The 15,776-nt window shown below is 63.0% G+C and carries 5 protein-coding genes and 1 pseudogene; all 6 read right to left on the minus strand.

Translation table 11 applies throughout. The features are described 5' to 3' along the window. Positions 1-208: 208 nt before the first annotated feature. The 6 genes and pseudogenes from zwf to DI606_RS17060 all read right to left on the minus strand — a co-directional run bounded on the left by zwf (position 209) and on the right by DI606_RS17060 (position 15,580). The gene (zwf, locus tag DI606_RS17035; protein ID WP_021243094.1) at positions 209-1,645 is read right to left on the minus strand and encodes a glucose-6-phosphate dehydrogenase; all 1,437 of its coding nucleotides are present in this window, start codon (positions 1,643-1,645) and stop codon (positions 209-211) included. 6 nt (positions 1,646-1,651) lie between these two features. After that, a complete protein-coding gene (gene gnd / locus DI606_RS17040) occupies positions 1,652-2,638 on the minus strand; it encodes a phosphogluconate dehydrogenase (NAD(+)-dependent, decarboxylating) (RefSeq protein ID WP_021243095.1) in 987 nt (328 codons plus the stop codon). Positions 2,639-2,653: 15 nt separating this feature from the next. Then, positions 2,654-4,315, minus strand: a complete 1,662-nt coding sequence (locus DI606_RS17045) for a hypothetical protein (protein WP_021243096.1) — start codon at positions 4,313-4,315, stop codon at positions 2,654-2,656. Positions 4,316-4,319: 4 nt separating this feature from the next. Then, positions 4,320-5,450, minus strand: coding sequence for a transaldolase (gene tal, locus DI606_RS17050; protein ID WP_176342091.1), 1,131 nt, complete (start codon positions 5,448-5,450; stop codon positions 4,320-4,322). A gap of 15 nt (positions 5,451-5,465) precedes the next feature. After that, positions 5,466-7,523, minus strand: a pseudogene (tkt, locus tag DI606_RS17055) (transketolase); the annotation flags it as partial. Between the two features lie 35 nt (positions 7,524-7,558). Next, the gene (locus DI606_RS17060; RefSeq protein ID WP_293985121.1) at positions 7,559-15,580 is read right to left on the minus strand and encodes a glucoamylase family protein; all 8,022 of its coding nucleotides are present in this window, start codon (positions 15,578-15,580) and stop codon (positions 7,559-7,561) included. Positions 15,581-15,776 lie beyond the last annotated feature (196 nt).

The following is a 15,776-nucleotide window of genomic DNA, read 5'->3' on the forward strand; positions in this document are numbered from 1 at the left end:
ATCGATAGGCCGGTGCGCACGAGCAAAGGGCAGGTCATTGGGCATGTGGCCGAGCGCCCGCGCCAGGGCATCGACGCCAGCTCGCTTGTTGGCATAGGGGTTGGTGACGTCCAGATAGTAGGTCCGCGACCGGGCAATCGTCGCCGACGCCAGGCTCTTGTCCTTGCGAACCAAAGTCCGTCGATGTCGGAGATGACGAGGCCCAGCATCATTGGCCGATCCTGTGCCAGAAGCGGCCATCGCGTTCGAGTAGGGCATCTGCGCCGGCCGGGCCGGCGCTGCCTGGTGCATAGGATTCAAGCCTGCCCTTGTCCTTGACCCAGTCATCGAGGATCGGCTGGACCGCGGCCCAGCCCGCCTCGATCTGCTCAGCGCGCTGGAACAATGTCTGGTCGCCGGTCATCATGTCATAGAGCAAGGTTTCGTAGCCCGTCCGGCCCGACAGCTTGAAGTGGTCGGCATAAGTGAAATCGAGCGTTGTCCCTGCGGTCTTGATCACTGGACCCGGTTTCTTGACCAGCATGTCTAAGACGATGCTTTCGTCCGGCTGCAGCTGGAAGATCAGGCGATTGGCTGGCAGGCGGTCGATCGGACAATCGCGGAATAAAGCGTAGGGCACTGCCTTGAACGTGACGACGATCTCCGTATCGCGCGCTGCCAGCGCCTTGCCGGTGCGCAGGTAGAAGGGCACGCCGGCCCAGCGCCAGGTGTCGACTTCCAGCTTCAGTGCGACATAGGTCTCGGTCCTGCTGTCGGTAGCGACATCCGGGACCTTACGATAGGCCGGCACGTTGCGGCTACCGACACGGCCCTTGCCATATTGGCCGCGCACTGCGCAGACTGCGGTGGGCTTGCGGATCGCGCGCAACACCTTGGCCTTTTCGTCGCGGATCGCGTCGGCATCGAAGCTGTTGGGCGGCTCCATCGCGATCATCGCCAGCAGCTGGAACAGATGGTTGGGGACCATGTCGCGGAGCGCGCCGGTTGCATCGTAGAAAGATCCGCGCGATCCGACCTCGACCGTCTCGGCGGCGGTGATCTGGACATGATCGATATAGCGATTGTTCCACACCGCTTCGAACCATTGGTTGGCGAAGCGCGCGACCAGGATGTTCTGGACAGTTTCCTTTCCCAGGAAGTGGTCGAGCCGGTAGATCTGGCTTTCCGGGAGCAAGGCGAGGATTCGGGCGTCAAGCGCCTTGGCCGAGGCGAGGTCGTGGCCGAACGGCTTTTCGATCGCGACGCGGCGGAACCGACTGCCCGCTTCCGCCATCAGGCCTTTGGCGGCAAGCTTTTCGACGATGGCGCCGAAGAATTGCGCTGGCGTGGCGAGGTAGAAGACCGCGCTTCGGTCGCCCAACGCCTTGGCGACATCGTCGAACACCCGGTCTGCGGTGAAATCGCCCTGGAGGTAGGCGATGCGCTTGCGCAGATCACGCCAGCAATCGCCCTCGGTCGCGAACTTATCGAGGCTGGCGCGCAACATCTCGTCATCGCCATCGCTGCGGCCGATGCCGAGGATGGTGAAGTCCTTTCCCAGCAATCCGTCGGTGCACAGATTGGTGACGGCGGGGACCAGCAGGCGGCGGGTCAGGTCCCCGGTCGCGCCGAAAATGACCAGAGTGGCGGGTGGGGCCTTCTTCATGGGAGCCTACTGCGGCATTTCGGTATGGCCGCCGAAGCCGAAGCGCATCGCCGACAGCACCTGGTCGCCGAACGTATGTTCGACGCGGCTGCGATAGCGCGCGAACAAGGCGGCCGAGAGGACGTAGGCGGGCACCGCTTCCTCCATCGCCGCCTCAATCGCCCAATGGCCTTCGCCCGAATCCGCCACGGTGCCGGTAAACTGGGCGAGCATCTGATCCTTGGCGAGCGCCGACGCGGTCAGGTCGAGCAGCCAGGAGGAGATGACCGATCCGCGGCGCCACACCTCGGCAATGTCGGTGAGGTTGAGATCGAAGCGCTCATCCTCAGGAAGCTTGTCGGATTTCTTCGACTTCAGGATGTCGAAGCCCTCGGCATAGGCCTGCATCAAACCATATTCGATGCCGTTGTGGACCATCTTGACGAAGTGGCCGGCGCCAGGCGGGCCGGCATGGATGTAGCCGAGCTCGGCGCGCGCATCCTCGCCTTCCTGCTCCATCCGATTGGGCGTGGGGGGGATCGTCCCTCGGCCCGGTGCCATCGTCTTGAAGATCGGATCGAGGTAGTCGACCACCTCCGTCTCGCCGCCGATCATCATGCAATAGCCGCGTTCGAGTCCCCAGACGCCGCCCGACGTGCCGATGTCGACATAGGCGACTTGCTTCGCCACGCAGAGCTTCGCGCGGCGGATATCGTCCTTGTAGAAGCTGTTGCCGCCGTCGATGATGATGTCGCCGGGCAGGGACTTTTCGAGCAGGGCGGTGATCGTATCCTCGGTCGGAGGACCCGCCGGGAGCATCACCCAGAAGATGGCGCGCTCGGCGAGCTTGCCGCGCAGATCGTCGAGCCCGGTCGCGCCGACCGCGCCTTCCTTGACCAGATCGTCGATCAGATGCTGGTTGCGATCGAAGACGACCGCTTCATGTCCGCCGCGCAACAGGCGACGGACGATATTGCCGCCCATGCGCCCCAGTCCGATCATCGCGATACGCATTTATGCTGATCCCCTTCAATTCTGTAGCGAACGCGCCACCAATGTTTCGAGGGTATTGAGATCCCCTGTGTTGAGATGAATGCGCAAGGTGCGCTGCCCGCGCGCGGCGAGCACGTCGAGATCGCCACGCGCCTGCGCGAGCTGGACCGTGCCGAAGCTTGCCTTGCGTCCGGGCACCGGTACGTCCGGGTTCGGCGTCCGCGTGATCTCGACGAACACGCCGCTCTTCGGACCGCCTTTGTAGGCCTGGCCGGTCGAATGGAGGAAACGGGGGCCGAAGCCGGCGACGGTCGCGACGCCTTTCGCCTCGACCACCTTTTCGCGCATCCGTGCCACGGCGGCTTCATGTTCGGCGTTACGCTCGAGATAGACGAGGAAGCCGACATAGTCGCCGGGCTCGGCGCTGGCGAAATGATCGCGCAATATCTCGACCGGGTTGGTCGCAGCGAAAGTGTGATCGCCCGGTGCGGAAAAGGCCATCACCGCATCCTGGAAGAACGGGGATTCGGGGGCGAGCGCACCCGATTCCTCATATTTGTCGATCAGCTCGCGCGTCGCGATCTTGGCATCCTCAACATCGGGCTGGTCGAACGGATCGATCCCGATCACCGCGCCGGCAAACGCCGTCGCCACTTCCCAGCGGAAGAATTCCTGGCCGATATGCTCCTTTGACGGCAGCGTGATGCGTATCACCGGCTGGCCCGCGGCGACCAGGAAATGGGCCTGCTCGATGACGTCGGACGCATCGTCGCCATCGAGCGTCAGCAAGGCGAACAGGCGGTCCGTACCATAATCCTCGGCCGGCGCGGACGGCTCCAGATCGACGGGAACGATTCCCTTGCCGTGCTTGCCGGTGGATTCGGCGATGAGCTGTTCCAGCCAGGCGCCGATCGGCTCGAGGCCGGGGCTGGTCAGGATGGTGAGTTTGTCGCGGCCCGATATCGCCGCCTCGCCCATGATCGCGCCGAGGATCAGGCCGGGATTGGCGGTGTCGCCCTTGCACGCCTCGACCAGAGGCTGGGTCGCGGCGAAAAAGGCTTCGACGTCGATCCCCATCATCGCTGCCGGCACCATGCCGAACACGGACAGGACCGAATAGCGCCCGCCAATCGCCGGATCGCCGAGGAAGATGGCGTGATAGCCATGATCCTTGGCCAGCTTTTCGAGCTTCGATCCCGGATCGGTCACCGCGACGAAGCGGTCGCCATCCTTGCCGGACAATTCCCAGAAATAAGCCCGCAGCAGTTCGGGCTCCATCGTCGATCCGGACTTGGAGGCGACGAGGAACAGGGCTTCCTTCGGATCGATCTTTGCGGCGACGCTGCCGATCTGGCCCGGATCGGTCGAATCGAGCGCGTGGACGGTCGGAAAACCGGGCGCCGGGCCGATGATCTCGCTCAGCACTTCGGGGCCAAGGCTCGATCCGCCCATGCCGAGCAGGACGACATCCTTATGCCCGCGCGCCTTGTCGGCGATCGCCTTCAGCTGGGCGAAATCGACCTGCTTGCCTTCACCGGCAGCGAGCCAGCCGACCCATTTGGCTTCGTCGCCGTTGGTCCAGAGTGACGCGTCGGCGGCCCACAGCCGCGTACCCCATTTCTCCGCCGCCGCCGTCTTGAGCCTGGCATCGACCGCGTGGCGCAGCGGCTCGGGCAGGTCGGCGTGGAAATGGTTCATGCGCTTAGGCCTCCGCTTTGGCTTTCTTCGCCTCGATCGCGCCGAGCAGCGTGTCGGCCGCGTCGGCGAACAGTTTGACGCCATCTTCGACCAGCTTGGCGGTGACGCCGGACAGATCGAGCCCGAGCCGGTCGGTCTCGGCCAGGACATGTTCAGCCCCCGGCACGTCCGCGGTCAGCGTCTGCTTGAGCGTGCCGTGATCCCGGAACGCGTCCATCGTCTTGGGCGGAATGGTGTTGACCGTATCGGGGCCGATCAGCGCGTCGATATAGAGCGTGTCGGGAAAGGACGGATCCTTCGTGCCCGTCGATGCCCAAAGCAGCCGCTGCGGCATCGCGCCTTCGGCGGCCAGCTTCTTCCACCGGTCCGACTTCACGAAGTCGAGATACCATTGGTAAGCGAGCTTGGCGTTGGCGATAGCGACCTTGCCGCGCACCGCCTTGAGCGCGTCGGCATCCTTGTCGCCGGCGGCGACACGCTCGTCGATCTTCTTGTCGATCGCGCTGTCGATGCGGCTGACGAAGAAGCTGGCGACGCTGGCGATGCGATCGATCGTCTCGCCCTTGGTGAGCCGCGCCTCGAGCCCTTCGACGAAGGCCATCGCCACGGCGATGTAGGCCTCACGCGCAAACAACAAGGTGACGTTGATGCTGATCCCGTCCTCGATCAGCTGGCGGATCGCCGGGACGCCGGCCCTGGTGCCCGGCACCTTGATCATCAGGTTCGGGCGATCGACCATCTTCGAGAGCCGCCGCGCCTCGGCGATCGTCTTGTCGGTATCGTTGGCGAGATAGGGCGAGACCTCGAGGCTGACATAGCCGTCCTTGCCGTCCAGCCGGTCGAACACCGGACGCAGCGTGTCGCAGGCATCCTGGATGTCCTTGATCGCCAGCGCTTCGTAGGTTTCGACCACCGATGCGCCCGGATTGGCGGTGACGAACGCCTTGTACTGATCGTCATAGGCGGTGCCCTGGCCCATCGCCTTCTCGAAGATCGACGGGTTCGAGGTGACGCCGGTCAGGCCGTCCTCCTCGACAAGCTTCCGGAGGCCGCCTTCCTTGAGGAAGGAGCGATCGACGAAATCGAGCCAGGGTGCCTGCCCCGATTCCTGGAGCTGCTTCAACAGACTCGTCATGGGGCAGGCCTTTCCGATCAGTTCGCGAGCGACCTTGACGAGATTGTCGACGGTGAAACCGAATTTATCCTGCAGTTTCGCGGCAGGGGCCGAGGCGCCGAAGGTCGACATGGTGATGGTTTTTCCCTTCGCGCCGATATAGCGGTCCCAGCCGATCTCGCCGCCCATTTCGACTGCGAGACGCGCCTCGACGCCGGGGGTCAGGACGCGGTCCCTATAGGCCTGATCCTGCAGTTCGAAGAGATACCAGCTCGGCATCGATACGACGCGTGCCTTGACGCCGGCTTCGGTCAGTCTCTCATATGCCGACACCACCAGGCCGACTTCGCTGCCGGTGCCGATCAGGATGATTTCGGGCTTGTCGTCGCCGGCGAGGACATAGGCGCCCTTCAGCAGCCCTTCGGCGCCGGCATATTTGCCGCGGTCGAGCGTCGGGATCGCCTGGCGCGAGAAGACCAGGGCGGTCGGGCGGTTGTTTTTGCTCAGCGCCGCACGCCAAGCCCAGGCGACCTCGTTGGCGTCGCATGGTCGGATCATGTCGAGGCCGGGTGTGGCGCGCAGCATGGTCAGCTGCTCGATCGGCTGGTGGGTCGGCCCGTCCTCGCCGACGCCGATCGAATCGTGGGTGAAGATGAAGGTGACGCCCAGCTCCATCAGCGCCGCCAGGCGGACCGGCGGGCGCATATAATCGAGGAAGATGAAAAAGGTCGCCGAATAGGGACGCAGGTGCGACAGGGCCAAGCCGTTGACCACCGAACCCATCGCATGTTCGCGCACGCCGAAGTGGAGATTGCGGCCGGCATAGCTGCTCGCCTGGAACGATCCCGCGCCTTCGATCAGGGTCTTTGTCGAGGGGGCAAGATCGGCCGAGCCGCCGACCAGCCAGGGCAGGTTGGGCGCGATCGCGTTGAGCACCTTGCCGCCGGCATCGCGGGTCGCGATGCCTTTTTCGTCGGCGGGGAAGGTCGGGATGGCGGCATCCCAGCCGTCGGGAAGCCGGTCGGCAAAGATCGCCTCGAGCTCCTTGGCCAGGGCGGGTTCGGCCTGCGCATAGCGTTCGCGCATCGCCAGCCATTCGGCACGCAGCGGCTTGCCGCGCCCGGCAATGGCGCCTCCGAAATGCTCGGGCACGCCGTCGGGAACGAGGAAGGACGAATCCTCGGGCCAGCCATAGGCTTTCTTGGTGCCGCGTATGTCATCGCCGGTCATCGCCTCGCCATGCGCCTTGGCGGTTCCGGCGATCGAGCTGCCATAGCCGATAATCGAATGGACCACGATCATCGTCGGCCTGTCGGTGGTCGCCTTGAAGCTTTCGATCGCCGCGGCGACCGCCTTGGTATCGTTGGCGTCGTCCACATGGATGACGTGCCAACCATAAGCGTCGAAGCGCTGGCCGACATCCTCGTCGAAGGCGAGTTCAGTGCCGCCCTCGATCGTCACATGGTTCGAATCGTAGATCCAGCAGAGGTTGGAGAGCTTCAGGTGGCCGGCCAGGCTCGCCGCCTCGCTCGCGACGCCTTCCATCATGCAGCCGTCGCCGGCGAGGCAGTAGACGTCATGGTCGAAGATCGGGAAACCGTCGCGATTGTAGCGCGCCGCGAGCCAGCGCTCGGCAATCGCCATGCCGACCGAATTGCCGCAGCCCTGGCCGAGCGGTCCAGTAGTCGTCTCGACGCCCGTGGTGTGGCGATATTCGGGGTGACCCGGCGTCTTCGAGCCGATCTGGCGGAAATCCTTGATGTCCTGCAGGCTCACCGCCGGTTTGCCGGTCAGCCTGCCGTCCTTGTCGATCTCCTTGACTGCGGCGAGATGCAGCAGGGAGTAAAGCAGCATCGACGCATGGCCGACCGACAGGACGAAGCGGTCGCGGTTGGGCCAATCCGGCGCGTCGGGATCGGTGCGCAGGAATTGCGACCAGAGCGTATAGCCGACCGGTGCCAGGGCCATCGGCGTGCCGATATGACCCGATTTCGCGGCGTGGACCGCATCCATCGACAAGGTGCGGATCGTGTCGATCGCCAGCCGTTCCGGGCTGCCGTCCCCATGCAGGGTAGAAGCGGGGATGGTCGACATGAGAATCCTTTCGTATTGCCGTTGTCGAATCAACGTCAGGCCTTTAGCGGAACCCGCACGAGCACAATCCGCGTCGCGCCGTCGTGGGGAAAGCAAACCCCGGGTTCTCGCAGGAGCTTGCCGTCAATGGTAATTTCCTCTCCGTCACCTTCAAGAGACGGGTCCGTTTCGATCGTTATCTGGATGGCTCCGTCGGCGCGCCGGAGCGTCAATTCCGCTTTGTGCCAGTTTTTCGGCATTGCTGGACGTATCTGTATTTTGCCGCCGATTAAGCGAACGCCCAGAATTTCTTCAACGGCCAGCCGCCATGTCCAACCTGCGGCGCCTGTATACCAAGTCCAGCCGCCGCGGCCGAGATGGGGTGCCACACCGGCGATGTCGCCCGCGACAGCATATGGCTCGGTTCGATAATGCTCTGCGCCTTCGCGTGTCGAACTGTGCGTTATCGGGCTAATTCGGTCGAACAGTGATTTGGCCACGTCGCCGTCGCGTATCCGTGCGAACGCGATCGCGAGCCACGTTGCCGCATGGGTATATTGCCCGCCATTCTCCCGGACGCCAGGCGGATAGGCCTTGATATAGCCCGGTTCGCGCGGCGTGTGGTCGAAGGGGGGATCGAGCAGGCGTATGAGGGTATCATCGTTGCGTACTAGGTAGCGCCTGGCCGACGCGAGCGCCGTTCTGGCTCGCTCCGGATCTGCAGCATTTGAGAGAACGGACCAGGATTGAGCGATGGAATCGATGCGACATTCCTGCTCCTGGGATGTGCCCCAAGGCCTGCCGTCGTCATCAAAGGCGCGCAGATACCATTCGCCATCCCAGCCAGACTGCTCGACCGCTGCGGCGAGCGCTTCGACACGCGCTTCCCAGCGATCACGAAACTCGGTTTGCCGCTCATCGACGCAGTGCAGTGTGAAGTTCCGGATAGTTGCGATGAGGAACCAGGCCAGCCATATGCTCTCGCCGCGTCCCCGCTCGCCGACCCGATCCATGCCGTCATTCCAATCCCCGCTGCCGATCAGGGGAAGGCCGTGAGCTCCGAGGCGATAGGCATGGGCAAGCGCGCGGTCGCAGTGAACGAACAGCGATTGCTTATAGTCGGTAACTTCAAATCGGGCGTAACGATCGGCCTCGCCGGCCGCGAGCGGCGGCGCTCTCAGAAATGGAATTTCTTCGTCCAGAATGGATTTGTCGCCGGTCGCCTCGACATAGTGCGCGACGGCATAAGGAAGCCAGACGAGATCGTCGGAGCAGCGGGTTCGGACCCCGCGGTCCGAAGGCGGGTGCCACCAATGGAGTACGTCGCCCTCTTCGAATTGGTGCGCAGCGGCGGCGAGGATATGTTGCCGCGTTGCGTTCGGATCGACCTGGATCTGGGCAAGGACGTCCTGGAGCTGATCGCGAAATCCGAACGCGCCACTGGCCTGATAGAAACCGGCGCGAGCGCGCACGCGGGCACTTAGCGATTGGTGAGGCAGCCACCGGTTGACCATCAGGTCGAAGGCAGGATCGGGTGTCTTGACCTGAACCTTTTCCAACCGATCGGCCCAGTCCGCTACGCGAACCCGGGCAGCAGTCTCGATGATGGACGGCGATTGCCAATGCCGGATAAGTTGGATTGCGTGCTCGAGGTTATCACCCTGGCCGAGGATGAAACAAACTTCGACGGTTCCTTCAGGGGGGATATCGAGATGCACCTGGAGGGCGCCGCAGCAATCGTCGCCGGCAGAATCCTGGCGGTTGCCCAGATCCCAGTTGAGCAGGCCGAGCGGTCGGGCCGGGTCGGCAACAACACCGTGAAAATCGCGGCGTGAGGTAGTGAAGCTATGAACGGCCTGGGTCGTGGCAAGAAAGGCGACGCGATCGCCGAACTCGTCCGTCCAGGAATTGCGTGCGAGAATTGCATGGGAGGCCGGGTCATAGCGCGATGTGCGAAAAGGGGCTTGCTCGCCCCTCACCGCGCCCAGGAGCCATTCCGCATAGTAGGTCGCCGTGATCCGGCGCGAGCGTGGCGTTTGATTGCGTAGGCGCAGACGCACCAGTTTTACCGGATCGTCGATTGGCACGAAGGTCGACAGCTCCTGCTCCAGGCCTTCGCTGTGGCGGTGCCATATGGTCCGATCGGGACTATGATGAATGCGGCACGCGGAGCCGCCGCCCGATGGCAAGGGTGTCGGGGTCCAGAGCCGCCCGTTCTCCTCGTCGCGCAGATAGAGCCGTTCACCTTGGGGATCCTCGACGGGATCATTGAACCAGGGCGTGAGTCTGTTCTCGCCGCTGTTGATCGCCCAGGCGAAGCCAAGCCCGGCCTCAGTAACGATCGTGCCGAACGCGTCGTTGGCCAGGACATTGGACCACGGAGCCGGGGTGGGAGCGTCGGGCTCTAGGTTGATCACATAGTCGCCAGTATCAGGCGCAAAGCCGCCCCAGCCGTTGTCGAAGAGGAGATCTACGGACCGCGGCACGGGTGCGGAGGTGGCTGGCGGCACGTTGGTGCCGACTGGGGCAAACGGCGGGCCGGGGTGCGGAGGTTGATCTACCCGGGCGAGCTGGTCGGCAAGCGTGACGCCGTCGTCTTCAAGGATCAGCTTGGCGGCCTGCTCGAGGAGCGCCACGCGCTCGTGATCGGAGGAGCTGACGCCCACTAGGTGGATGCCGCCATGGGTGCCAAGACGTTCCTGCGCGCCGGCGTCTCTCAGGACTTCCAGAAGGCGCTCGCGGACCGGTTCGACGTAACCTGAGGTGCCCTCGTGGACGATCGCGAGATCGAAGAGGATGCCGCGCTGGTGGCCGAGCCAATGCGCAGCGAGAACGAAGCGGAGCATACCGGTCTGTTCCGCGGTGCCGGCGCGCAGCATCACGATGGGATGATCGCCTGAAATACCAAGCGACCAGAGATCGACCTGCCGGAAGAGCCGTTCACCTCCGGGTGCAGGGTTTGTGCGGGCAGTAAAAAGATGGGAAAGGAGGGCCTGTACCTGAGGTACGAACTGTGGCTGTAGGCCCAGGTCGTGCATCTCGCGCGCTTTTGCCGCGATGGAATCGCTAACCACCCAATCCAGCGCGGACAACGTTGCATAGCGGTCGGCCAGGTCTAGCGCCGACTGACGCGATCCCGCCGCGATCGTGACGAAAGCGAGTTCGCGGCGCCCGTGCGGCGGCAGCATGACCTTTGCCCTGATCGCGCAGATCGGATCGAGCGACCAGCCCAATGCGCCAATCAGAGGCTCCTCTGTCATCGCGGTAGGATGCGTGACGTTGCCATGGCGACCGATGAAGGCTCTTCGATCAGCCTCAAGTCCGAGCAAGGCGACTCCTTCGTCATCTCCGATTATGCGAATCAGCAAAACCGGAGGCCGCTCGTCGGGATTGCGCGGTCGGCGCATGAACACGAGTCCATCGCCTCCGGGCAAGGCTTCAGCGCCCACGAACAGCTTGCTGAAAGCAGGATGCCGAGCGGCATCCTGGGGTGGGGCGAGCACCACCTGGACGTAGCCCGTCAGTTCGATTGTCCGGGCACGATCCTCCTCATTGACGAGCGCGATGCGTCTGATTTCGAGATCGTCGCCATGGGCAACGTTGACTAGCGTCGAGATCGACAGACCGCGCGAACGCTGACGGAATTCGACCTGATGGGCATGGAACATGACCTCCGGCGGCTCGCCGATGGCGGGGAATGGCCCCCCTGTTGCCGACCAGATATCGCCTTGATCGAGATCATGCAGATAGAGCCAGAAGCCTGCTTGGTCATCTGCAGGTTCGATGCGGGTAAGCGCATGCTGATTCCAGCTTAGACCCCCGGCACCGTCCGTGCGGATTCGGCTCGAAAGCCGGCCGTTGCCGAGGATGTGCCAAGCATGCTGCCCCGACGGTCGGTCTGGCGACCAACTGTGCAGTGCCGGGATGTTCCCTTCGGCGTGAGCGGGCGGGTCGCGAACCTCTACTCGTGCAATTTCTGGCGGAAGCTCCCACGGTATGCGTTCGTTGAGCAGGAGATCGACGGTGCCGACGTAAGGGTCCGCATGGAACCAGCGCACTAGCATGTTGTCGCACAGTGCATTTCCCAGCGCGGCGAGACTCATGCCATGGTGGTGCGCCATGTACGAGCGGACGATAGCGAACCGCTCGCCCGCCGGCAGGCGGGCCGGCGTGAAATCGGCGGCTTCGAAGAAGCCGAACCGTCCAATTAACCCCAGCTCGGCCAGCAGCTTGAGGTTGATTGTCGCAAGTGCTGGCCGGATCATAAGCGCAAGCGCCGTTGCGTAGGGGCTCACGACGAGGTCGTGGCCGAGGCCACGTTGAAGTCCGAGGGCAGGGACGCCGAAGGCGTGATAGCGATAGATGCGATCAGACCCCATCGAGGCGAACGATGATTCGGAGATTCCCCAAGGGATTTTGTGCGATTTGCCGAAGGCGGCCTGGATGCTGACGGCTGTTCGGTCGCTCATACCAAGCAGCGTGCCGGGATCGCTGTGCAAAAAGATGTTTGGCATCAGATATTCGAACATCGAGCCATTCCAGGACAGCAGCGCAAGCCCGGCCTCCTGTTTCGTGATGGGGCGACCGAGGTGGAACCAGTGGGAAGGATCGATATCGCCCTTCGCAATGGCGAAGAAGCTGGCGAGCCGTGCTTCGCTGGCGAGGAGATCGTAGTGATGCGCGTCTATGCGGTCGGCGCTGACGTTGTAGCCGATGTGAAAGAGCCGGCTACCTTCATCAAGCAGAAGTGAAAAGTCCATCGCGTGCGCACTGACGTTGGCCCGGCGGGCAAGGCTGTCGAAGCGACCATGAAGCTCGCGCGAGACGGCCTGCCCTTCCGCGATGGCAGCCAGCATCTTGTCGACCCATTGACGGGCCGCGTCGGATAATCCGCCTTCCTTGGTCGCGCTGAGCAGGCTGATGACGTGCGCGGTGCGCGAATCGGATGGCGTCGCCGAGCCGCCAGCCATGAAATCGGCGACCTTGGCTGCGGTTTCCGCGCAGTCTGTGGGATGGTCGGTTATAACTTCCCACCACGGGCAGAAAACCTGCAAATCGCGACGTATCCCGGACACGTGATGCTCGAGCCGCTCGAGCCAGACTTGCACTTCGCGCAAGATGCCGACGTCGGCTTCGGCAACGCTCGCGGCCATCACGCCCACCTGCTCGCGCAGTCTCGGCAAGTCGGCCGAAATGAGATCGTCGATCCCCCTGAGCCATTCGCGCTCATCGTCCGAAACCCGCTTCACCGTCTCGCCGACGGTAGCCAGGATCACACCGGCCGTTGAGCCCGCTTCGGTCCCGATAGACCGGATCGCCTGGGAGAGCAGCCCGATGATATCTTCTAGGCCTTGCCAGAGCTCGCGGCCTACCGGCGGTGCCCTCCCAGCATCTCGAAGAGCCTGGGCAACGGTAATCAGGCTGACGGCAAGATTGCCGCTGTCGACCGTGGAAATGTAACGTGGCTCAAGGGGAGCGAGCGTCCTGGTATCATACCAGTTGAGAATGTGGCCGCGGTAGCGTTCGAGCCGGTCAAGCGTATCGAACGTGTCGCCAAGACGGGTAGCCAGCTCGTTGAGACCGATATGCCCAAGCCGCCACGCTGTCAGGATCGACACCATCAACATGCCGATGTTGGTAGGCGACGTTCGGTGAGCGGTGTCCTCGTCGGGCGGCTCCTGGTAGTTGTCGGGAGGCAGCCAATTGTCCTCGGGCCGGACGAAGGTTTCAAAAAAAAGCCAGGTGCGCCGAGCGACGAGTCTGAGAAATCTCCTGTCTGCTTCGGTAAGCGCCTCGATCGGTGGTCTACGCGGGCGGCTGATCCAAACCGCGATCTCGGGTGCGAAGAACCAGAGCAGCAATAGCGGCGCCGCGACAGGCATCGATCCCGGCGCATAAGCGAGTAATGCGCCAGCTATAAGCACCGCAAGAAGGGGCGAGCTCCACATGTCGCGCCACGCCGCCAATCGCGGATGGCGCGCCGCGTTTCGCGTGGCCATATGAGCGGCCGAGGTCCATTCGAGCCGCCGCCGCCCCGATTGCAGCCGCCAGATCGTGACGGCTATGGCGTGCAGCGCGATGTATGCGTCGCTGACGAGGAAGGCGATGGCTAAAATCCAGCGTCCGAGATGATCCGTGAGGCGCCGCAGGACGCGCTGCATGACGCCGCGACGGCGGCCCTGAGCGAAGCCCGTTACGAGATCGGTAAAAAGATAAGCCCCGGGCGCGACGATCGCGAGCAATGTCCAGACCCAGGGTCGACCGTGAAACAGGAACCAACCGCCTAGGAGCAAGGCAACGATGCTGGCGGGTACCAGACTGCGCCTTAGATTGTCGAAGATCTTGAGCCTGTCGAACCACCCAAGCCGATTGCGCAGCCATCGGCCGTCACGCCCTGGGACAAAAGGAAACAGCCAGGGCAGGATTTGCCAATCACCCCGCACCCAGCGGTGCCAGCGCGCGGAAAAGTCGAGATACCCGGTCGGAAAGCGCTCGTAGACAATGACGTCGCTAACGAGCGCCGCGCGCCCATGAAGCCCCTCGAACAGGTCATGGCTAAGCAAAGCATTCTCTGGGACACGGCCCTCCAGACTCCGTTCGAATGCCGCCACATCGTAGAGGCCTTTGCCCACAAACACGCCGGTGCCCAGAAGGTCCTGGTACACGTCGGAAACCGCGCGAGAGTAGATGTCGATCATAGTATCGCCGCCGTAGAGGCGAGCGAACAGGGATTGCTCGGGGCCCTCCGGCCCTAGTTCAACGCGAGGTTGAAGGATAGTGTAGCCTCGTTCCACAATGCCGGTGTCGGGGGCAAAATGAGCCCGATTGAGTGGATGGGCGAGAGTGCCGACCAGACGGCGCACCACACCACCCGGAAGTCTGGTATCTGCGTCTGCCGTCAGTACGAAGCGGCATCGCCGCAGCCTTTCCACCTTGCCGGTGGTCAAATGGAATGCAGTGGCGTCGCCGCGCAGGATATAGGCGTTGAACTGCTCCAGCTTACCGCGCTTACGCTCCCAGCCCATCCAACAGCCCTGCGCCTCGTTGAAGAGGCGCGGTCGGTGGAGCAGATGAAAAGGTCCATTGCCCCTTGCGTCCTTGTAGCGGGCATTCAATTCTTCGATGCCTCGTACCAGCATCTGCTCGATCTCATCGTCGCCCAGAACCCTGGCGGTTGCGGCATCGGCGAAGTCGGTCAGGAGAACGAACTCCAGCGCTTCATCAGGGTTGGCTAGGCGATGCGCCTCAAGTCGCTCAAGAAGGGGAGCGATGTCGGAGGTCCGAGCGACGAGAACGGGGATTGCGATGGCCGTCGCACAATCTCCGGGAATTCCTTTCTTGAATTCCAGCTTGGGAAGCACGCATGGAGGAACGATTTGCGTGACCATCCAATTCACAAAGGTGATGCTGAGGATGGAAGCCGGCAGCAGCGTCAGCGCGATACACAGCAGCCAGGATAAGGGAGACGGTCCGGTCGAGGACATATATGCTGCAGGAACTGCAGAGGCCGCGATACCGGCAAACACCAGCGCGGTCGCGTAAAGCATACCCTTATGACGCAATATGCGTCGCAGAATCGAACCGGGTGTCCATGGGCGGGGATCGAGTGCATCCGTGAAAGCAGGCAGGCCGGCATCGATGAGCCAATAACCGACATGCCCCGAGGGGGCCTCTTCACTACTTTGACACTGTCGCAGAGCGCGCTGGGCAACCTCTCGTTCCAGGAGGCCGGATCGCGCTGCGAGCCGTTCTACCGCGTGACGATATTGGTCGCGAGTAGCGAAATCCATGCGCGGATAAATTCCTGCAGGATCACGCTTCAGGATCGCCTCGACCTGGCTGGTTCTGTCGAAAAAGTCGTTCCATTGGATGGTCGCGATCACGGCAAGATTGGCTATGCCGCGTGCCACGCACTCCGTGTTGTCGAATCCCCCGGTCGCGACGTCGGGAGAGTCCGTTAGTGCAAAAGGGGGAGCGACTTGAGGAAAAAGCTGGGTGAAACCCGTAACGATCATTTCAAGACAAACGATACGCAGCATCGTAGGAATCGCCCAGGTTTCAGCGATGCTGAGCGGCATCCTATTCTGATATCGAACGACGAATTCGACAGCCGAGGACAGTGAGACCTGCAGGTGAGACGCCAGAAGCAGAGACCGCGCGACTTGATGGGCGCGCGGTCGCCTGAGGCCGTCTTCAGCAAGACCGGGAAGTTTCGCGTAGAAAGCCTTCGGAAGACCCTCACCAATTTGCAGGATCGCGCGCTGGATCTGATAG

It is taken from the genome of Sphingobium sp. (assembly GCF_003248505.1).
Classification (GTDB): Bacteria; Pseudomonadota; Alphaproteobacteria; order Sphingomonadales; family Sphingomonadaceae; genus Sphingobium.

What these genes read in the sequence shown, in the direction of transcription:
- zwf (WP_021243094.1), bottom strand. Translation starts at nt 1,645, where the DNA reads ATGAAGAAGGCCCCACCCGCCACTCTGGTCATTTTCGGCGCGACCGGG.
- gnd (WP_021243095.1), bottom strand. Translation starts at nt 2,638, where the DNA reads ATGCGTATCGCGATGATCGGACTGGGGCGCATGGGCGGCAATATCGTC.
- DI606_RS17045 (WP_021243096.1), bottom strand. Translation starts at nt 4,315, where the DNA reads ATGAACCATTTCCACGCCGACCTGCCCGAGCCGCTGCGCCACGCGGTC.
- tal (WP_176342091.1), bottom strand. Translation starts at nt 5,450, where the DNA reads ATGACGAGTCTGTTGAAGCAGCTCCAGGAATCGGGGCAGGCACCCTGG.
- DI606_RS17060 (WP_293985121.1), bottom strand. Translation starts at nt 15,580, where the DNA reads ATGCCGCTCAGCATCGCTGAAACCTGGGCGATTCCTACGATGCTGCGT.